General features: G+C 63.3%; 21 protein-coding genes and 1 tRNA gene. 8 read left to right on the forward strand and 14 right to left on the reverse strand.

Annotation, left to right across the window (positions count from 1 at the left end):
• Window positions 1-2: 2 nt before the first annotated feature.
• The 11 genes from ABB27_RS14635 to ABB27_RS14685 all read right to left on the reverse strand — a co-directional run bounded on the left by ABB27_RS14635 (window position 3) and on the right by ABB27_RS14685 (window position 11,190).
• A complete protein-coding gene (locus ABB27_RS14635) occupies window positions 3-368 on the reverse strand; it encodes a head decoration protein (protein ID WP_057629523.1) in 366 nt (121 codons plus the stop codon).
• Window positions 369-380: 12 nt separating this feature from the next.
• Window positions 381-1,676 carry a S49 family peptidase gene (locus tag ABB27_RS14640; protein WP_057629524.1) on the reverse strand — a complete coding sequence of 432 codons (1,296 nt, stop codon included), beginning with the start codon at window positions 1,674-1,676 and terminating at the stop codon, window positions 381-383.
• Complete coding sequence (locus ABB27_RS14645; RefSeq protein ID WP_057629525.1) at window positions 1,673-3,307, reverse strand: phage portal protein; 1,635 nt, start codon at window positions 3,305-3,307, stop codon at window positions 1,673-1,675. Before ABB27_RS14645 ends, ABB27_RS14640 begins: the two co-directional genes overlap by 4 nt.
• Window positions 3,307-3,522, reverse strand: coding sequence for a gpW family head-tail joining protein (gene gpW, locus ABB27_RS14650; protein WP_057629526.1), 216 nt, complete (start codon window positions 3,520-3,522; stop codon window positions 3,307-3,309). The genes ABB27_RS14645 and gpW overlap by 1 nt, the downstream gene beginning before the upstream one ends.
• Window positions 3,523-3,655: 133 nt before the next feature.
• Entirely contained in the window at window positions 3,656-3,934 is a 279-nt protein-coding gene (locus ABB27_RS14655; protein WP_152984605.1) for a hypothetical protein, read from the reverse strand.
• Window positions 3,924-4,148 carry a MarR family transcriptional regulator gene (locus tag ABB27_RS14660; protein ID WP_057629528.1) on the reverse strand — a complete coding sequence of 75 codons (225 nt, stop codon included), beginning with the start codon at window positions 4,146-4,148 and terminating at the stop codon, window positions 3,924-3,926. Before ABB27_RS14660 ends, ABB27_RS14655 begins: the two co-directional genes overlap by 11 nt.
• Window positions 4,148-4,777, reverse strand: coding sequence for a hypothetical protein (locus ABB27_RS14665; RefSeq protein ID WP_152984606.1), 630 nt, complete (start codon window positions 4,775-4,777; stop codon window positions 4,148-4,150). Before ABB27_RS14665 ends, ABB27_RS14660 begins: the two co-directional genes overlap by 1 nt.
• Window positions 4,778-4,788: 11 nt before the next feature.
• A complete protein-coding gene (locus ABB27_RS14670; RefSeq protein ID WP_083491334.1) occupies window positions 4,789-7,092 on the reverse strand; it encodes a phage terminase large subunit family protein in 2,304 nt (767 codons plus the stop codon).
• The gene (locus ABB27_RS14675; RefSeq protein WP_057629530.1) at window positions 7,089-7,736 is read right to left on the reverse strand and encodes a hypothetical protein; all 648 of its coding nucleotides are present in this window, start codon (window positions 7,734-7,736) and stop codon (window positions 7,089-7,091) included. The genes ABB27_RS14670 and ABB27_RS14675 overlap by 4 nt, the downstream gene beginning before the upstream one ends.
• Before the next feature lie 345 nt (window positions 7,737-8,081).
• Window positions 8,082-10,454 (reverse strand): DUF5906 domain-containing protein, encoded by a 2,373-nt coding sequence (locus ABB27_RS14680; protein WP_244479247.1) that lies wholly within the window; start codon window positions 10,452-10,454, stop codon window positions 8,082-8,084.
• Window positions 10,455-10,833: 379 nt separating this feature from the next.
• Window positions 10,834-11,190 (reverse strand): DUF7696 family protein, encoded by a 357-nt coding sequence (locus ABB27_RS14685; protein ID WP_057629532.1) that lies wholly within the window; start codon window positions 11,188-11,190, stop codon window positions 10,834-10,836.
• Between the two features lie 97 nt (window positions 11,191-11,287).
• Here ABB27_RS14685 and ABB27_RS14690 point away from each other — a divergent pair, with 97 nt between their 5' ends.
• Genes ABB27_RS14690 through ABB27_RS14710 form a run of 6 tightly spaced genes read left to right on the forward strand, consistent with a single transcriptional unit; the run spans window position 11,288 to window position 13,721 of the window.
• Entirely contained in the window at window positions 11,288-11,551 is a 264-nt protein-coding gene (locus ABB27_RS14690; protein WP_057629533.1) for a hypothetical protein, read from the forward strand.
• On the forward strand, window positions 11,548-11,757 hold the full coding sequence (locus ABB27_RS14695) for a hypothetical protein (protein ID WP_057629534.1): 210 nt from the start codon (window positions 11,548-11,550) through the stop codon (window positions 11,755-11,757). Before ABB27_RS14690 ends, ABB27_RS14695 begins: the two co-directional genes overlap by 4 nt.
• Window positions 11,750-12,034 (forward strand): hypothetical protein, encoded by a 285-nt coding sequence (locus ABB27_RS14700; protein WP_057629535.1) that lies wholly within the window; start codon window positions 11,750-11,752, stop codon window positions 12,032-12,034. The genes ABB27_RS14695 and ABB27_RS14700 overlap by 8 nt, the downstream gene beginning before the upstream one ends.
• Window positions 12,034-12,183 (forward strand): hypothetical protein, encoded by a 150-nt coding sequence (locus ABB27_RS19995; RefSeq protein WP_161809664.1) that lies wholly within the window; start codon window positions 12,034-12,036, stop codon window positions 12,181-12,183. The genes ABB27_RS14700 and ABB27_RS19995 overlap by 1 nt, the downstream gene beginning before the upstream one ends.
• A gap of 42 nt (window positions 12,184-12,225) precedes the next feature.
• Complete coding sequence (locus ABB27_RS14705; protein WP_057629575.1) at window positions 12,226-12,453, forward strand: hypothetical protein; 228 nt, start codon at window positions 12,226-12,228, stop codon at window positions 12,451-12,453.
• 2 nt (window positions 12,454-12,455) lie between these two features.
• A complete protein-coding gene (locus ABB27_RS14710; RefSeq protein WP_152984607.1) occupies window positions 12,456-13,721 on the forward strand; it encodes a site-specific integrase in 1,266 nt (421 codons plus the stop codon).
• 24 nt (window positions 13,722-13,745) lie between these two features.
• On the opposite strand, the gene ABB27_RS14715 is transcribed toward ABB27_RS14710, so the two are convergent.
• From ABB27_RS14715 to dtd, 3 genes are all read right to left on the reverse strand, one after another.
• Window positions 13,746-13,821: transfer RNA gene (locus ABB27_RS14715), tRNA-Ile, on the reverse strand.
• A gap of 290 nt (window positions 13,822-14,111) precedes the next feature.
• Entirely contained in the window at window positions 14,112-15,959 is a 1,848-nt protein-coding gene (gene rpoD / locus ABB27_RS14720; RefSeq protein ID WP_057629537.1) for an RNA polymerase sigma factor RpoD, read from the reverse strand.
• Window positions 15,960-16,052: 93 nt separating this feature from the next.
• Window positions 16,053-16,493: a D-aminoacyl-tRNA deacylase gene (gene dtd / locus ABB27_RS14725; protein WP_057629538.1), complete on the reverse strand. Its 441-nt coding sequence runs from the start codon at window positions 16,491-16,493 to the stop codon at window positions 16,053-16,055.
• 63 nt (window positions 16,494-16,556) lie between these two features.
• On the opposite strand from dtd, the gene ABB27_RS14730 reads away from it, so the two are divergent.
• Together ABB27_RS14730 and ribA are read left to right on the forward strand one after the other, a co-directional pair.
• Window positions 16,557-17,477, forward strand: coding sequence for a lauroyl acyltransferase (locus ABB27_RS14730; protein WP_057629539.1), 921 nt, complete (start codon window positions 16,557-16,559; stop codon window positions 17,475-17,477).
• Window positions 17,478-17,551: 74 nt separating this feature from the next.
• Window positions 17,552-18,673: a GTP cyclohydrolase II RibA gene (gene ribA, locus ABB27_RS14735; RefSeq protein WP_057629540.1), complete on the forward strand. Its 1,122-nt coding sequence runs from the start codon at window positions 17,552-17,554 to the stop codon at window positions 18,671-18,673.
• The last annotated feature ends 45 nt before the right edge of the window (window positions 18,674-18,718 follow it).

Consider the following 18,718-nt stretch of genomic DNA (forward strand, 5'->3'; position numbering starts at 1 on the left):
GATCAGCGCAGGACGACGCCCAGCTCGGCGAGCTGTGCAATCGCGGCAGTTTTCTGCGGCACGGTGACGCCGGCCGGCCAGATGAGCGCATCCGCCTTGACTTCGGCGGCACGCGCGATGGCCACGGCGGCGGTATCCGCATCGGTGGCGTTGGTGTTGGCCCACAGGATGCCGGTGGCCACTTCGCTACCATCATCAGCAGCAAGGTCCAACCCAACGGCTTCACCGCTGGCGGTGATGGTGCCAAGCACGGTGCCGGCCTCCAGGTTCTGGCCGCTGGCGACGATGATGTTCTCGCGCGAATAGCTGCCGTTGCCCTCGGACAGCAGGAAATCGCCAGTGCGATTCTTCTCGGTCTGTTCGTTCATGAGTATGTGCCCTTACTTGGCGGTTGCGGCCGCGCGACGGGCGTACACGTCGCGCGTGCTGAGGCGGTGAGTTGCGACCGCCGCACTGCCGGCATCGGCCGGGCGGGCGTGCGCCGCAGCCGGCGGGGTGTCGGCGCTGATGGCATCCAGGGTGATGCCGCGATCCGATGCGGCCTTCAGCAGTGACATAGCGAACGCCTCGGGCGTTGCACCGCCGTCGATGGCCGCCTGCATCTGTGCTTCAAAGCCCTTGCGGGTGAGCGCCGTGATGGCCGCAATGCGGGTACGTTCACCGGCGACGGCTTCGTTGGTAGCGGCAGCGCGGCCTTCTTCCACACCTGCGGCACGGGCGGTGGCTACCGCATCGTCGTTGCTTGCGATGATGATCTGGTCGGCGGAATGACCCGCAGCCAGGGCCTTGCGCAGGTCGTCGGTGGTCGAAACCGTGACCTGCCCTTTGGTGTTACCCATGGGCTTGTTCCTCGTGGATTTGCTGGCAGAGCCGGCCAGTTCGGCGATCACGGACTCAAGTGAGCCGATGCGGTCGGCCATGCCGGCCTTTACTGCTGAGGCGCCCACCAACACACCGCCCTTGCCGAAATCGGCAAGCACGGTATCGGCGGTCACGCTGCGATTCTTTGCGACGGCAGACACGAACACTTCTGCCAGCGCGTCCACCATCACCTGAGCCTTGCTGCGGCCGTCATCGGTGGCGGGGTCAATGCGCTTGTCGGGCGACTGGCTGGAGACGATTTCGATACTGCGCACGCCGGTCTTTGCATCGCGTTCGCTGGTGTCCTGGTAGGACATGACGACGCCGATGGAACCGAGCAGTGCGGTTTCGGAGATGACGATTTCGCTGCATGCAGATGCAAGCCAATAGCCGGCTGATGCAACCAACCCACCACCGTATGCGGTGATGGGCTTGATGGCAGTGCCGGCGGCGATCATGTCGGCCAGTTCGTTGATGCTGGTGGCGGTGCCGCCCGGGGTGTCGAAATCAAGGACGATGCCCTTGATATACGGGTTGTCCAGTGCGGCCTGGATGTCGGTAGCAAGCACCTGCGTGCTGGTGGCGCCACTGATCTCGGTGAAGATGTTGGCGTAACGGAACACCGGGCCAGTGACGGGAATGATGGCCACGCCATCGCGCACGCTTACGTGCCGTGCGTTGTCCAACGGCCGGCCCATGCGCGATTGTAGGGCTTCGGGGTCACCGTAGCGCTGCGCAATGTTGAGCACGTTTTCCAGCGCCTCGCGCTGGATGAGCCACGGCTGGGACGCAGCAAGCTCAAATGCCTTGCTCATTGGTTGTTCCTCTTGTCGTTGCCTGCTTCACCTTCGTCATCCGCCGAAGCCGCGGACGGCGCCGCTGCCGTTCGCTGCTGCGGAACCGGCAAGCCGTAGTCGCGGCGCAGGTTCACTTCGCGTGCGCGCTGCGCGATGACGCCGGCCCAGTCCTCGCCCGAGGACGCAGCGGTTTCCATGGCTTCGTTGCTGGTGCCGTTCTCGATGCGAAGCTTTGCGGCACGCGCTTCCTTTTCCTCATCCATCGAGCCCTTAGCAGGGCCGATCCAGATGGAGCGCGACCAGGCACGGCGACGGATTGGATCGGCATAGCCGGGCAGGCTGATGCGGCCGGCGGCAACTTCTTCATCAAGCAGCAGGCCGTAGAGCGGCTGGCAGAACTGCTGCACCAGGCACCAGCGGCGCAAATTGAAGAAGCGCCACGCTTCGAGCATGGCGGCACGGGCGGCGGAGTAGCTGCTGTTGAATTGCAGCAGCAGCACATCGAGCGGGATTTCCAGCGTGGCGCCGATCTGCTTCACAACAGCGGTGAAGAACGGATCGAAGTTGACGTTGGGCCGCGCGGGGTTGGTGTCATGTACCTTTTCGCCGGGCGCGAGATCCACCACGGCACCATTGCCAAGTGCAACGGAACCATCGTCTGCCGGGTCATCCAGCACAGGAAGCGGGCTGCCGTTCTCGTCGGTCTCGCCTTCGCCCGCACGTTCAATGAACACGGTGAACATGGCGCTGATGACGGCTGCCATCAGCTCAGCATCGCCATAGCGGTCGAGCTGCTTGAGAGGCTCCAGCACCGGCGCCAGGTACGGCACACCGCGCAGTTGGCCCGGGCGTTCCTTGTCGTTCCATACCTGCAACACGCGGCGGCGCCCCGTGGCACCGCCATGGAACGCGTAATACGCCCACGTGGGCGCAGCCATGCCGCTGTTGTCGCCGGGATGCGTGCTGCGCACCCAACAGCCCATGGGCGTTGCGCCGCGCACTTCAATGCCGTCGCTGCATGTTGGCGTGTCGCCCGCATCGTTGGGATTGCTGATGCGGGCAGCCTCAATGAGCTGCACCTTCAACTGCACTACGCCACCGGCACGCACTTCACCGGGTGTGAGCGCGAATACATCACCGCCGGCCATGGCCGACATCAGGCTCAGCGACTGCAAGCCGTAAATGTCGAAGGACGATTCGATGTCGCACTCGGCAGGATCTTCCGCCCAGCTCTCCCAGCGCGTACGCAGGATGCGGTTGTATTCCTCACCCTGCTCCTGGCTGATGCCAAGCGCTTCAAAATCTACTGACGGGCGGCACATCAGGCCGGTGCCCACCACGCTGGTGCGGCTGCGAACGATGGCGGCGCGAGCGATTGGCGAGTTGCGGATGGCATCGAAGCTGCGCGCCCGCAGCACGTTCAGTTCATAGCGCGGGTTGTCACTGCGAGGGCTGCCGGCGGCTGGATTCCACGACGACATGCTGCGCAGCATGCGCGAGGCACCACGGTGCCTTGTTTCCTGCACGGCTGGCATGGATGCACTGGGGCCGTCCGCCTGCTGCACGGCCGCGCGCACGGCCGCGCGCACGGCGCGATCCAACTGCACGGCACCATGTAAACGCTCGCGGGCAGTTGCTGCGGTACCCATCAGTGCGGCACCACGTAGGTGACACGTGAGCGGCGGGCGGCAGGCCCGGCCAGTTCGCGGCGCAACTGTGCGATGTACGCATCCAGTTGCTTCATGCCTTCAACCGAATACTCGGTGCGCCGGTCGCCGAAGACAAACACGGTGCGCGTCTTGCCCGTGCGCCACGCATGGCGAACTGCAAGTGCTTCTTCGAGTTGTGTCTTGAGATCGGCCATGGGTTCCAGTCGGTTGGCCGGGGCACAAAAAACCCCGCGCAGTGGCGGGGTTGATAGCGGCGAACCCTGCCGCTACCTCATTCTGGAAATATCGCGTGCGGACGCAACAACTAAGGCTTGCAAATTCACGGGCTCACTTGGACGGCGTCGCGAGTGCGCTGCTGCAGCGGTCGATAACTGTCTGCATGAACGGTTCAAACCGCCGTTCCTCACCTTGGCCGGAGGCATCATGTTTCACGGGAAACGCGCTGCAACAGACGCAAGCCGTATAGGCAAATTCGATGCACGCACCGCCATCGCTGGGTTTGACCTTGCGCGCCGGCATATTCCGCCAGCCGGAGCTGCGGCCGTCCTTCCAGACGAATCGCCAGACCAAGGGCCGCTGGCCTGCACATGTCGCGTTATTCGTCATTGTCCGCTCCTGGCAGTTTCACCCGATAGGCGTTGCGGGGCCGACCGCGCCCGCTCTGCGGCAACGTGCGTCTGGCCACATAGCCATCCTTGAACAAGTGACTGAGAACGGCAGCCGCTGTTGCGCGATCAAGATCCAGCGTCTTGCTGATGTCGTCGGCACTTGCCTCACCCTGCTCCAGCTGCTGGAGCACCTGCAGTCGGCGACCGCGCATCAGAGCAGCTCCGCGTCTTCACAAGGCGACGCATAGTTGAATCGCACCCATTCGGATACCGGCACCAGGCCAAGACCCGCCCCGGCATTGTGGGCCAGTACCGCCGCTTCATCATCCGCACCGGCCGGACCAACCCAGCCACAGGTGCAGTACACGCGCGGGGCGTTGCCGTGGACGTAGTCGCCGACACCGAGTTCGTGCCTGAAGCTGCTGCGGTCGAGAAGGTTCGGACACGACGCCGCCAGGATCGACCGCGACAGCCCGTGATCGCCGCAGTCTTTCTGCACAACAAGCGTCTCCCACAACGGCTCGATGGGCATTGCCCCATCCAGGAATGCGCGCGCCGATTTCAGATAGGAGTAGTAGGCCGAACGTTTCAGCTCCACATTGAAGCGGGCAACGAAGGCGATTCGCTCTTGTTCTGGCCGATCAAGCAGGAGGCATTCCGCGCGCAACACGCCGGCCTCCTTCCAGCGGCCCTGGCACTCCATGCGCTGGACGATGCGCTCGATGCGGGCCACGTAGGGATTGCGGTGGCCTTCAATGTATTTTGGCGCACCGGATGCTTCGAAGGCGCCTGCCCAAAGCAGCATCTGCAATTCTGGCGCGGGTTGGGTGTGATGGTTCATTGGGCGCACTCCTAGCGCTGGCCGTGATGGCGGGTGCCACGCACGAAACGGCGCGGGCGTTGAGTCTGGGCTTTCCCGCGCAGCACTTCGACAGCGCGGGAGTGGAGGCTGGCCGGGACCGCGCGGGCGACGGGAGTGCCCTGCTCCGCGCTATGTATGACCAGGAACAGCTCGTTCAGGACGTAAGTTTCTTCCGCAGTGCCACCGACCGCGCCCGACCAAGCAGCGATGTGTTCGGGCATAGCGACCACGGCCGGCTCGCGTTCCACGATGCAGACGATGGCGTCGAGGGCGGCACGAACCGACATCGCGACGGGCGCAGGGGGCTGCACGGCCTCTGCTAATGTTTCACGGGAAACGCTGGTTTCATGCATCGATTTCGACGCCGACCCTGTCGTCGATCTTTCACGGAAAACGCTATTTCCGGAAACGTCGTCAGCGGGTGAGGCATGTTGTGTTTCACGGGAAACACGCGTCCACTGATCGCCGGCCAGTTCGATGATGCGACGCTCGCGCATATCCCAGTCGGCCGCGCTCTGGCGGTGGAGACGCAGATCCTGGTGATGGGCGGCGGCGTAGGCGTAGACGAAGGTGTCCAGTGGTTCGTTGCGGACACCGCCACGGATTGGCTCATAGCGGCCGGTCTTCGGGTTGAACTTCTCGCTGACCAGACCGTTGATGTAGAAGTCGTCGAGATCTTCGCTCAGGTGGATGAGGCGCGCTTCCGGTACGCGGTCGGCATCACCGCCCAGGCGCGGGAAGAACCACTGTTTGATGTTGACGGTGCCGACCTGGTAGATGGTTACGCCCTTCTTGTCGAGCTTGCCCTTGTAGTTCACGTCCTCCAGCTTGGGACGGCCGAGCACGGGAGCGTTGTTGGGCTTGGCGCCGAAGATGCACATGGGCCGGCGGATCAGCTTTTGCCGGCAGTAGTGCTTGACGTATTCGGTGCGGTGGCCGCCGGCGTCGATGCAGGTAGCCTCCACCGGGAGGATGGCGCCGCTGATGTGGGCAATGCCGCGGTTGAGCAGATCAGTAAGCTTGACCCACACCTCCAGCTCGGCCGGATCGCCAGCCAGCTCCACGTAGTCCAGCACCCAGGCGACCATGCCGCGCCCCCAGCCGAGGATGGTAACGGCCAGGCGGTTGTCCTGCGTATCCACGCCTGCGGTGATGGCGAGGACACCGATAGGCGCTTCGCGCAGATGGTAGACCTCGAGGCGGTCCTTGATGAGATTCGGCTTGGCTTTGGCGGTGCTCTTGTCTTCCCACGGCTCGGCGAGGCGGTCGTTGATGAAGGTCTTGAGCTTCGCCATGTCGCCCTGGGCGCGCACCCAGCGCTGCGCCAGTTCCAACCAGCGCGGACCAAGGCCCATGGGGTAGTACAGGCAGTTGGCGTGATAGCCGCGCGTAGCCGCGCCAGGGTTGCCGGCCACCCAGTGGCCGGCGGCGATCAGCCGGGTCTTCTGGTGTTCTTCGATGACGACACCGCACTCGCGGCACACGTACCAGCAGTGTTTGAGATCCGGCGTCCACTGCAGTCCGCCCCACTCGAACGGCTGCTCGTGACCGCAGTCCGGGCACGGCCAGTGCCAGCGCCGCTGGTCGGATACGTCGAACAGTTCCGAGACACGGCACAAGCCGGCGATTTCTGGGGTGCCAACCTTGAAGCGCTTGTACGTGCTTGGGAATGCGGAGGTGCGGCCATCCAGCATTTCGTCCGGGTCATCGCCGCTGCGAAGTTCGCTGGCGAAGCTCGAAAATTCGTCCGCGAGCAACAGGCCCACCGACGTACTCTTGAGGCGCACCGGGTTGCCGGCATGTTCGATGTAGAGCTGGCCGCCCTCGAAATCCTTGAACGAACGGCGGTTGGATGACTCGCGGCTGTTGGTGCTGGTGAGCACATGCTGCACGGCCTTGGTGGATTCGATCATCGGGTTTAGCTTCTGGTCGATCCACTTGTTCGCGGAGATTTCGCCAGGCAGCGCCACCATGATCGGCATCGGGTTCTCGCACATTGTGTAGCCGAGGATGTTGGTTTCCGTCTCCGATTTGCCGAACTGGATGGGGAACTGGGCTACCACGTCATGCACGCCGCTGCGGGCGCTGAAACAGTCCATCACCTCGACCAGCAGCGGGTTGCGGGTGTTGTCCCATTCGCCCGGTGAACTGCTGCCCTTCGACGACAACACGCGATGCTCCGTCGCCCACTCGCTGACACGCATGTGCTTGCGTGGCGCGATGGCGCGACCGATGGCGCGGCCGATCTCGGTGAGCGCTTCGGCGTACTGGCTCGGGGCAAGGGCGGCGTTCATGCCTTACGCCCCAGCGCGTAGAACTTCTTCGACGCGGCATCGAGCGCGGCCTCGATGTTGTCGCGCAGCAGGGCGCGGACGTCCTCTTCGCTATCGGTAGCCGCCAGCGCGGCGGCAATGGTGGTGGGCAGCAGTTCCAGCTTGCGGCGCAGCTCGACTACTGCCTCGGCGACCACGGCGACAACTTCATCGCGAACCAGCAGCTGGCCCATTTCCTGAGCTTCCTCGCGCAGCACCTTGCGGGCGTTGGCTTCTTCCTTGTCGGCCAGCGCTTTGGCACGGCGCAGCTGATGCGGGCTGTTGATGCTGGCACCGATATCGTCGTCAGGCTCATCATCGGCACCAGCAGCCCCGGCCGCCACACGCGCGCCACTCGTGCCGCCGTGGATGTCGCGCGCGCCCAGTACCCCAAGCTCACCCGCCTGCGCCGCACGCGCCGCTGCGTGGCGCTCACGCACGCCTTCCCTGGATGGGTCGCGGGTGCCGTTGATGCGATTGATGGAGGCCTGCACCAGCACACGGCGACCGTCCTCGCTCAACACCAGGCGGCCAGCCTTGCGCAGCTCCGTGACGTAGCCCGGGCGCCAGCCCATGTGTGTCGCAAACTCGCGGAAGCCCAGCGTCTCCACCGCACCCTCAACCATGTTTCACCTTCTTCAAATTTTTTTGATTTGAGGGGTAGAGACCCCCTGCGCACGCGAGAGCGGGCGCTCTGCGGCATTCGGGCGCGCTTGTCGGATGCGTTGCGGGGACGCGAAATGCGCAAACCCGCGCCGCGCCTACGTCTCTGCGGCATTGCCGGGTCTGCGGGCACATTCCCCGTGCGGGCGCGGGTGTGAGCGCGAGGGAGGACGGCAGTTCACGCATACGCGCACACGAGGCAGGGCGCAAGAAAGCCGCAATGCCGCAGAGACGTAGCTGTGTCGTGGTTTCTGCCCGCAAACAACCCGGCAAGTTTGCCGGCAAGCGCAAATTACAGGGGTGCGAAGTCATGGCCCACTTCCCGGGAATTCGGTTTCGCGCTCCTGCCAACTGTCGGCATCGGTGCGATTGCCGTTGAAGTAGTCGTTCTTGCGGTTGCGCATGGCGAGGATCTGTTCGCCAAGCCATGCGGACTCCACTTGCCCCTCGGGCGCTCGGTGGCCGAACAGCAGCGTGGACAGCGGGTTGCTGATACGCATGAGCTGCTGGTGGCCCTTGCGGGTGGTGGTGATGTTGCAGCGCTTCTCCAGCGTGCTGACGAAGCGTTTCATGGACGCGGGCTTGACGCCTGTGTTGGCGCACCACCGCTGGTAGACCTGGAACCATTCTTCAGTGAGCCCCGGCATGGGCTTCATCGGTGGGATCTCCCACGCGGATAGCGCCTCGATGAAGTCCACCGGGCTGTCCTGGGCAAGCTGGACAAGATCGTCCTTGGCCTTGGTACGCGGCGGTAGCGTGCCGGTATCGAAATCACCCAGGTCTACGTTCAACAGGTAATCGTGGAATGCCTCAAGGCCACCGTTGGCCAGCTCATCCATGATGGCCCGGTAGTATTCCGGCTCACGCTTGGGTGGCGTCCAGATGATGCAGTGGCGGCGGTCATCCTTTTCCAGCACTACCGGCATCTGTTCGTTCGAGAGGAACACCAGGTTGAGGTGGTTGACCTCATCGTATGCCGCGATGTGCTTCGGGTTGATGCGGATCTTGGTGCCGGTAACAAGCACTTTGAGCAGGTTCTTCTGCTCGAAGCGATGCGCCTGGGCGACAACTTCGTCTGCGATCAAGAACAGCTTGCGGCTTGCCCAATCGTTGTGTTTGTCCACCAGCGCGTTCTGGTCGAGGATGCTGCCGTACTGGCCGTACAGTGACATCACCGCTTCGAAGAACATGTTCTTGCCCGCGCCCTGGCCCCCATGCACCACGACAGTGGATTTCATTTTCGCGCCGGGGTGTTGGATGGGATATGCACACCACCGCAGCACCCATTGAAACAGCTCGCGGCTGTTGCGCTCTTCGCTGCACAGGTACTGCAGCAGCTCGATGAGGCGCTGGCACTTACCCGGCACCGGCGTTGTCGGCCAGCCGCCCCACAGGTTGCAGGTAACAGTCTTGTCCTCGCACGCCGGATCAAACCCCACTTCGGTGGGCCGCACGATGTCGCGATCTGCATGCTCCATCCACGCCTTGTGCAGCTCCGGCCGCACGCACGCATTCTTCATGTCGGCGATGGGCAGCAGGCAGTGCTCATCGTGATCGAATACCGCGCCGCCACCGCTGTAAATCAGCGAGTAGCGACGCAACAGTTCATCGAGGTTCTGAATGGGCTTGAGCTTGCCGCCCCTCTCCCCCGGCTTGGAGGAGGAAACGGCGCGCAGTGCTGGGGGGGCCCACTTGAGTTCCGAGAGGCGGGCTTGCACCTGGCCGCCGACTGCTGCCAGCCCTTCCAGCGCGTGCAGGTCGTTGAAGTCGCTGTCTTTGCCTTTGCCTGCGAGATACCGCTCGATGCGCTCGTAAGCATTGGTGAAGCGCACCGGCATCCACTCGCCGCCGACAGCCATGGCCGTGGTGCTGGCCGCTTCGATACCTGCGTTCTTGTAGCCGTGCGACATACCACATTCCGGGCAGTTGACCGGATGCAGCGGCAGCGCAATGCGTGCGCGGCATTCTTTGTTGCGGCACTTGCCCAGGATGTCGTCATCGGCGCAGATCAGCACCTTCGCCAGCTTGTAGCGCTTGCGTATTGCCTCGGCCACCGGCTGCAGGTTGCCCGCATCGAATGCGCACACAACTGGGTAGCCAGTGGCTGCATGCAGTGATGCGGCAGTGGCGTAGCCTTCGGCGATCAGCACAATCCAATGCGGCGTGTGGCCGAGCAGATGGAAGTGGCCTTTCTTGATCAGGCCCGCCGGCCAGAATTCTTTTTCCGGCCGCTTGCCCTGCTCGGCCTGTTGCGCTGAGCGAAGGAACTGCAGGCCGTGGATCTTGCCGGCGATATCGCCCAGCGGTACCACGGCCGTGTTGTTCTGCGTGAACTTCAGGCCGTAGCCGAGTACGCCCTTCCGCTGCAAATACGGTGATTCACCATCGAGGTGCAGCCGCGCCCAGGCCTTCGTGGCGCGCACCGCCGCCGCCTCGGCTTCTTCTTTGCGTTGCTTCTCAGCAGCCTTCGCCGCATCTGCCCACACGCGGCGCATGGCTGCAGCCTGCTCGGGCGTGATGCGTCCACCATCGTCTTCGGGCATTGCAACTTTATGCGCGCCGTTGTCATTGCCATGCCAGATACCGAACGAGCCCACCAACAGCAGCCGGTCGGTGGAAGGCGCCCACTCTTTGAGCAGGTACCAGCCGCGCTTCTCGCGGCCACCGTCCACCACCAGCACGCGTACCGGCTTGCCCGTGATACGCAGCCCGCCGGAGGGAATGACCAGGCCGGCAGCAGCAAGCTGGCGGCAGACGTCGCCATAGTTGCTCGCGTTCATGCCTTGCCCGGCCTGCCCGCGCTTTGCGGTACGAATTGCGGATTCGCCCAGCCAGCAAACCGGCTCGCAGGAAACATGCGCGATTTCAGTAACTTAGCAAGCCACTGACTACCCCTATTTCGCGGCTCCGCTACCCGCATGACGCCAAGGGGGGGGAGGACCCGCTTCTGGTGCGCGTGTTCAGACAGCCAGCCACGCCTCATCGCAAGGACCTCCGCAATCGCAAAGGCTGCCTCAAATGAACCGGGGGTGCGGGGGAAGCGACGCGCGGGAAGCAGCATCATGAGTGCCTCCCGACCATCCACTTGCCCCGCTTCAACCATTCCTCGCGCATGTCCGCGCGCAGCCGCTCGGCAGCAACAACGCCGCGCCGCTTCGTCATGTCGTCTATCAACTGGTTCACCTTCGCCGGCGTCGTGATACCCCGCCGTATGTAGCCGCGTGCCTCGCACACATCACGCCTGCGTACTGCTTCATTGCCAATCACCGAGACCACATAGGCTCGGCAACCCATACCCGTTGTGCAGATGCCTGGGCTTGGGCACTCATCGGGCAAACGGTTGATCTCGGCCTCGCGGCCCTCGGCCGTCATGTCGGCCGTGCGCGTCATCGCGCGCGAAAGGCAGCAGCTGATCATCCAGCCCTCCCCAACGCCAACTCAAACCCGACACGGCAGACGATTTCGATGCCGCCATCGACGCAGCAATGCAGGCCATCGGCGCCGAGGTGGGGGAATGAGCGGACACATCACAGAGACGCCGGACGGCCTGCGCTTTGTACGCGGCAAGGGCGGCACGAAAATCCACCTCTTGCCGAAGAACACCATGCGCTCTCTGTGCGGCTATGAGCCGAAGGGCCGATCCTCGCAACACATGGTCAACCGCTCCGGCTATTGGCTCGTCCGCATTGACCAGGTGCATAAACCAGCTTGGTGCGAGAAATGCCAACAAAACCGGCCCGAGCAGCCCACCAGCCACGGCGCGGGGGTGTCGGAATGATCACGCGCCTATTCGACAATGCGCACGTGCTGTTTCAGGCCACCGATGAAAACGGGTTCAACGAGATCGCCATCGGCGCATCGGTGGATGGCGGCGGCCAGATCGTACTGGAGCAGGAGGGCCGCCACATCGTCATCAATCCGGGGTCGGTGAACGACCTGTGCCGCCTGCTGAAAAAGCTGCAGAAGGAGGGTGCAAATGGATGACCAGCAGCGCGCCAGGGAGTTGTTGGCGCAGGAGTATGAGCGCGACGGCATCACGCACGTTCCCGATTGCATCCGCCGCGAAGCAATGCTGACGGAGATGGAGCACCGTGCAATCCGCGCAATCACCGCCGCCCTGCGCGCCGCGCCGGAGGGGTTCGTGATGGTGCCGGTGGATATGACTGTAAACATGGCGCGCGCTTTCTATCAGCACTGCGATGGCGTATCGCAGGACGCTTGGGCTGCAGTTCTCGCCGCCCGCCCGCAGGGGGTGAAGTGATGGACCGCATCATCTGCGAGCTTTGCCAGCGGCAGCACGAAACGCAGGATATGGACGAGGCGATTGCGCAGGGCTGGTACCCGGGCCTTGATGGCTGGGAGTGCCTGAAGTGCAACACGGACGGCCCGCAAGAGGCGAGCGATGCGTGATCAACAGGCATGGACCTCCGCTGCGGGAGGGCTCACAAGCATATGATCGGTGAAAGCATCCTTCAATTCGAGGATCTGCAGGAACTCTGCAAGCCGGGGGAAAAGCCCCTGCTTTCAACTGTGGAATCGTGGGCGCGCAAGCATCACATTCGCTACAAGTACGATGCCAAGGGCGGCATCTGGACGACCACCGAGGCCCTCAACAATGCGCTTGGGCTATCCTCGGCCGCGAATGACACGGGAACCTATAGTACCCACGAGGTATTTTGACCATGGCGCGAGGTCGTCCACGGAAGCTGCCGCCGAATGTACCGCAGCACATAGCGAAGGATTACCACAAGCTCCCGACGAACCTCTATTGGGACCCGAGCGGGAGTGGACGCTGGTATGTGCGCGACAAACACCCTGATGGCTTCGGCGTAAAGACCACAGTAGTTGCCGGCCCACACGCACGTCTCTCTGATCTTTTCGCCATCATGGAGCAACGTTCTGGGCGCAACGCTGCCGGCTCAGTCGGCGCGCTGATTGAAGCCTACGAAGACAGCACTACCTTCAAAGGTCTGGCGTCCATAACCCAGAAAGACTACACGCGTTACGGCAAGTCACTTGGAGATATCAAAACGAAGTCCGGCGCTGCCTTCACTACGCTCATCGCCGACAAGCTCACTACCGCCATCATTCAAAGGCTTGTTGAATCTATCGCCAAGGGCAAGCCAGCGAGCAAGCCAGGCGCTGATGATGCAATTCGCGGCATGCCATCCAAGGCCAACCACCTCAAACGCTATCTCAGCCTGCTTTTTGCGTGGGGCCGGCAGCATGGCCACTGCTTGACCAATCCTGCCGAAGGTGTGGCTGGAGCGAAGGAGCGCAAACAACACAACATGCCGGAACGCGTCGCCATGCTCGCCGTGATCAACTTCGCGTACCAGCGAGGCCTGCTGCAGTCGCGCGCGAAGGGCAGTGGCCCTCCATACTTGGCACCGCTCATGACCATTGCCTATGCGTGCCGGCTACGTGGCATTGAAGCCCTGACGCTGACGGATGCGAACGAACACGCCGAAGGCATCTTGACCAATCGCCGCAAGGGTAGCCGCGACAACATAGTTCGTTGGACACCTGAGCTGAAAGCCGCCTGGACCACAGCCAAGGAACTTCGAGCGAAGATCCTGTCGAGCAAACGCAACAAGGGCAAGCCAGTCCCGATGAAACCAGAGCTTCGCCCTATCTTCATTGCCGAAGGCGGCGAACAACTCTCAAAAGACGGCCTGGATACCGCATGGCAAAAAATGATCAAAGCCGCGATCTTGCAGAAAGTGATCACCGAAGATCAGCGCTTCAGCCTGCACGGCCTCAAACATCGTGGCATCACGGACACAAAGGGCAATCGAGCCGACAAGCAGCAGAGCAGCGGCCACAAAGACAGCAAGATGCTGGACATCTACGACCACGAAATTCCGGTCGTTGAATCGGCAAAACTGCTCGATTTTTCAGGAGATTTTTCAGGAGCTGCCAATTCCGAGAAGAAACCCGGCCAGTAACATCCTGATTTGAAAAGCGAAACATGGTGGGCCCACCAGGATTCGAACCTGGAACCAAAGGATTATGAGTCCTCTGCTCTAACCGTTGAGCTATAGGCCCGTAGCGACGACACAGTGTAGTGGAGCCGGCTGCGTGCGACTACTTCCCTGTGTCTGCTTTTGATGTGCGCGTATTGCGCGCTGCACCGCTCTTCCGGCATGTCCATTTCCTTGGCCAGCTCCTCTGGCGTGGCCTCAGGACCGCAGAGACGCCACACCGGCGCCGCAGCACAGCTGGAGCGCAACACCGCCACGCGCACTCCACCGCCACCCACCCAAAGAAAAACCCCGCCTGGGCGGGGTTTCTCCTTGCTGGCGCTTATACGCCAGCCGTCAACTGCAAACCAGCGATCACTCGATGTCGAGGAAGCTGCGCAGCTGCTCCGAACGGCTCGGGTGACGCAGCTTGCGCAGCGCCTTGGCCTCGATCTGGCGGATACGCTCGCGGGTCACGTCGAACTGCTTGCCCACTTCTTCCAGCGTGTGATCGGTGTTCATATCGATGCCGAAGCGCATGCGCAGCACCTTGGCTTCCCTCGGGGTGAGGCCAGCCAGCACGTCACGCACGGTTTCCGACAAGTTGATGTTGGTGGTGTTCTCGATCGGGGACTCCACATTGGTGTCCTCGATGAAGTCGCCCAGATGCGAATCCTCGTCGTCGCCGATCGGGGTTTCCATCGAGATCGGCTCCTTGGCGATCTTCATCACCTTGCGGATCTTGTCTTCCGGCATGTCCATTTCCTTGGCCAGCTCCTCCGGCGTGGCCTCGCGGCCGTACTGCTGGAGCATCTGGCGGGAAATGCGGTTCAACTTGTTGATCGTCTCGATCATGTGCACCGGGATACGGATGGTGCGGGCCTGGTCGGCGATCGAACGGGTGATCGCCTGGCGGATCCACCAGGTGGCATAGGTCGAGAACTTGTAACCGCGACGGTATTCGAACTTGTCCACGGCCTTCATCAGGCCGATGTTGCCCTCCTGGATCAGATCCAGGAACTGCAGGCCGCGGTTGGTGTACTTCTTGGCGATGGAGATGACCAGGCGCAGGTTGGCCTCGACCATTTCCTTCTTGGCCTTGCGGGCCTTGGCTTCGCCGTAGGCCATGACGCGGCTGATTTCCTTCAGCTCGTCCAGGCTCAGCTGGGTGTTCTTTTCCAGGTCGATGGTGGCCTGCTGTTCGGCAACGATCTGATCCTTGACGTCACGCAGGGCCGACGACCACTTCTGCTTACGCTTGATCGCGTCTTCCACCCACTCCAGATTCGTCTGGTTGCCTTCCCACGAGCGGATGAAATCCTTACGCGGCATACGGGCAGTGATGGTGGCCAGGTGCAGCACGCGGCGCTCCTGCGACTTGACCTGACCCATGGTCTCGCGCAGCAGGCGCACCAGTACGTCGGTCAGCGGCAGCGGCAGCTTCAGGGTCACGAAGGTGGCCGAGATTTCTTCGCGCAGCTTGGACTGGGCCTTGGTGTCGCCCTTGGCGTGGGCCTTCTTGAACTTGGCAAGGTCGCTGGCCAGCTGCTCCATGCGATTGGCAACTTCGACCGGATCCGGACCGGTCGGGCCGGCCTCTTCCTCGACGTCGTCGCCGTCAGCGTCTTCGTCGCCGTCTTCGGCAGCGTCATCGCTGGTGTCTTCGGCAACGGCCGGAGCCGGCGCTTCCTCGACCAGGTCGTTGAAGCCGACGATCACTTCGGCCAGGCGCTTCTTGCCTTCCTTGTGCAGTTCGTAATCGGCCAGTACCGATTCAACGGCCAGCGGGAAGGTGCCCAGTGCAGCCTGCACCTGGCCCAGGCCTTCTTCGATACGCTTGGCGATGGCGATTTCGCCTTCGCGGGTCAGCAGCTCGACGGTACCCATTTCGCGCATGTACATGCGCACCGGGTCGGTGGTGCGGCCACCTTCGGTGTCGAGTGCGGTAAGTGCGGCAGCAGCTTCTTCAGCGGCGGTATCATCGACTTCACGGTTGCCGGTGTTGCCGTCGCTGAGCATCAGCGTGTCGGCGTCGGGGGCAACTTCGTGGACATCGATGCCCATGCCGGTGATCAGGCCGATGATGTCTTCGATCTGCTCCGGATCGACCATGTCGTCAGGCAGATGGTCGTTAACTTCGGCGTAGGTCAGGTAGCCCTGTTCCAGGCCCTTGCTGATCAGAAGCTTGATGTCGTTTTGCTGGGCAGGACGTTCGTTGGCCATGTAATGCTCGCGCCACCGGCGATTGTGAAGATGGGAACCTAGCATTATACCAGCGCAGCATAACGCTTGCCGGGGCGGTGGGTTCACGGCGCGTCATGGTCTGAGCAGAAAGGTTACAGGCCCATCGTTTATCAGGCTGACAACCATATGGGCGCCAAAGCGGCCGGTTTCCACCCCTGCGGCGTGTTTTTCCGCGCAGATCGCCACCAGTCGGTTGAAAAGCCGTTCAGCCTCGGCCGGCGGCGCGGCGCTGGTGAAGCTGGGCCGCATGCCTGAACGGGTATCGGCGGCCAGGGTGAACTGGCTGACCAGCAGCAGCCCGCCACCGGTATCGCGCAAAGAACGGTTCATCTTGCCGGCATCGTCGGCGAAAACCCGGTAACCGAGCAGTCTGTCCGCCATCCGCGGCAGCATCGCCTCATCATCCCCCGGCTCCACCCCGACCAAGGCCAGCAGGCCCGGGCCGATCTGCCCGACCACGGCATCATCGACCGTGACCGAGGCCTGGGTAACACGTTGGATCAGGCAAAGCATTGGCAGCTCCTGCAAGCGGGCCGGGCACCATAGCACCGGGCGCCAGCGGCTAAACTTGGGGGAATGAAACCGCAATCCGTCGCCAAGCTCTATTACCGCCTCGCCTGTGCCCTGACCCACCTGCCCTGGTCCTGGCAGCGGACCCTGGCCGACACGGTGGCCTGGCTGTGGCGCAGCATCAACGCCCGCGAAAGCCGGGTGACCCGCCGCAACCTGGAGCTGGCCTACCCGGAACTGGATGCGGCGCAGCGCGCGCGCCTGCACCGCGAGGTACTGCGCACCACCGCCCGCCAGGCACTGGAAACCCTGTACCTGTGGACCCACGACCCGGCCCAAAACCTGTCCCGGCACCTGCGCGAACGCCACGGCCAGGAGCTCTACGACGCCGCACTGGCCTCCGGCAAGGGCGTGATCATCATTGCCCCGCATTACGGCAACTGGGAGTTGCTGAACCAGTGGCTGGCCTCACGCGGACCGATCGCAATTGTCTACGCGCCGCCGGAAAACCCGGTCGGCGATGAGTTCCTGCAGCTGTGCCGCGGCGGCGACAACGTGCGCCAGGTGCGTGCCGAAGGCCCGGCGGTACGGCAGCTGTTCAAGGTACTCAAGGACGGCGGCGCCACCGGCATCCTGCCCGACCAGCAGCCCAAGAATGGCGACGGCGTGTTCGTTCCGTTTTTCGGCATCCAGGCGCTGACCATGACCCTGGTCAACCGCCTGGCCGAACGTACCGGCGCCACCCTGCTGTATGGCTGGTGCGAGCGCACCGGGCCCAATCTCGACTTCGCCCTGCATATCGAACCGGCCGAAGCGCAGATCGCCGACCCGGACCTGCAGCTGGCTGCCGCCACCCTCAGCGCCGGCATCGAGCGCATCGCCCGCCGCGACCCGGCCCAATACCAGTGGACCTACAAGCGCTACACACTGCGGCCACCGGGCAGTGGCGAGCACGACCCTTACGCCACCGCCCGTCACCCGCATTGAACCTGCTCCTGCAACACTGCATCACCCGTGCTGCCTGATTGATTCGACAGCCAACGGCCCCCATAAGGTTTCAAATGAACAGCCCTGCCCCCGCCCGCCCGTCCTACTTCGGCCAGACCGCCGCCATCCGTTGTGAGCGCGCCGCCGCCGAACTCCGCGCCGGGCGCCCGGTGGTGATCAGTGATGGTCAACAACGGCTGGCCAGCATCGCCCTGGACAGCAGCTCGCCCGAAGGCTACGCCGCCTTTGCCGAAGCCGCGCAAGGCCGCCATTACCTGTTCCTGAGCGCAGCGCGCGCGCAGACCCTGGGCATCAGCGCCGCCGACGGCATCCATGTGCCGCTGGCCGGCCGCGATTTTGCCGAGCTGCCGGCATTGGCCTATCTGCGCGATGCCGTCGCCCCGGCCGATGCCGTGGCCAACGGCAACGCATTGGACGCAGCAACGGTGGAGGTAGCGCGGCTGGGCCTGTTGTTGCCGGCCATGGTGTCGGTAGAACTGGGCGCGGCAGCCAGCGCATTCGATGACTGCCTGCAACTGGACACCACCGCCCTGCAGGAGGGCGCCGGCCAGGCAGGCCAGGATTACGAACTGGTCACCCGCTCGCCGGTGCCACTGCGCGATGTCGGCATGAGCGAGTTCGCGGTGTTCCGTGGCGGCGTGGCCCAGCGCGACCAGGTCGCGGTGATTGTCGGCAGCCCCGACATGGGCGGCATCGTGCCGGTGCGCGTGCATTCGTCCTGCCTCACCGGCGACCTGTTCGGCTCGCTCAAGTGCGACTGTGGCGACCAGCTGCGGCGCGGCCTGCGCACGCTGAAAGAACTGGGCGGCGGCATCCTGTTGTACCTGGACCAGGAAGGCCGCGGCACCGGCATTGCCGCCAAGATGCGCGCCTACGGTTACCAGCACGAAGGCCTGGACACCATCGATGCCGATGCCCAGCTCGGCTTTGGCGCCGACGAGCGCCGTTACGGCAGCGCGGTGGCGATGCTGCGCGCCTTGGGCGTGCAGCGCATCCAGCTGTTGACCAATAATCCCACCAAGGTGCAGCGCCTGCGCAATGCCGGCATCGAAGTGGTGGGCTGCGTGCCGATCACCGGCGAGATCACCCATGAGAACGAGCAGTACCTGCGCACCAAGGCTGCACGTGCCGGCCATCATCTGGATGTGGATGCACTGATCATGGCGGCGCAGTAACGGCCCTGCCTCTTGTAGGAGCGGCGTAAGCCGCGAAGCCGATGA

Origin of the sequence: Stenotrophomonas terrae (assembly GCF_001431465.1) — a bacterium.
In the GTDB taxonomy this organism is placed as follows: Bacteria; Pseudomonadota; Gammaproteobacteria; order Xanthomonadales; family Xanthomonadaceae; genus Stenotrophomonas; species Stenotrophomonas terrae.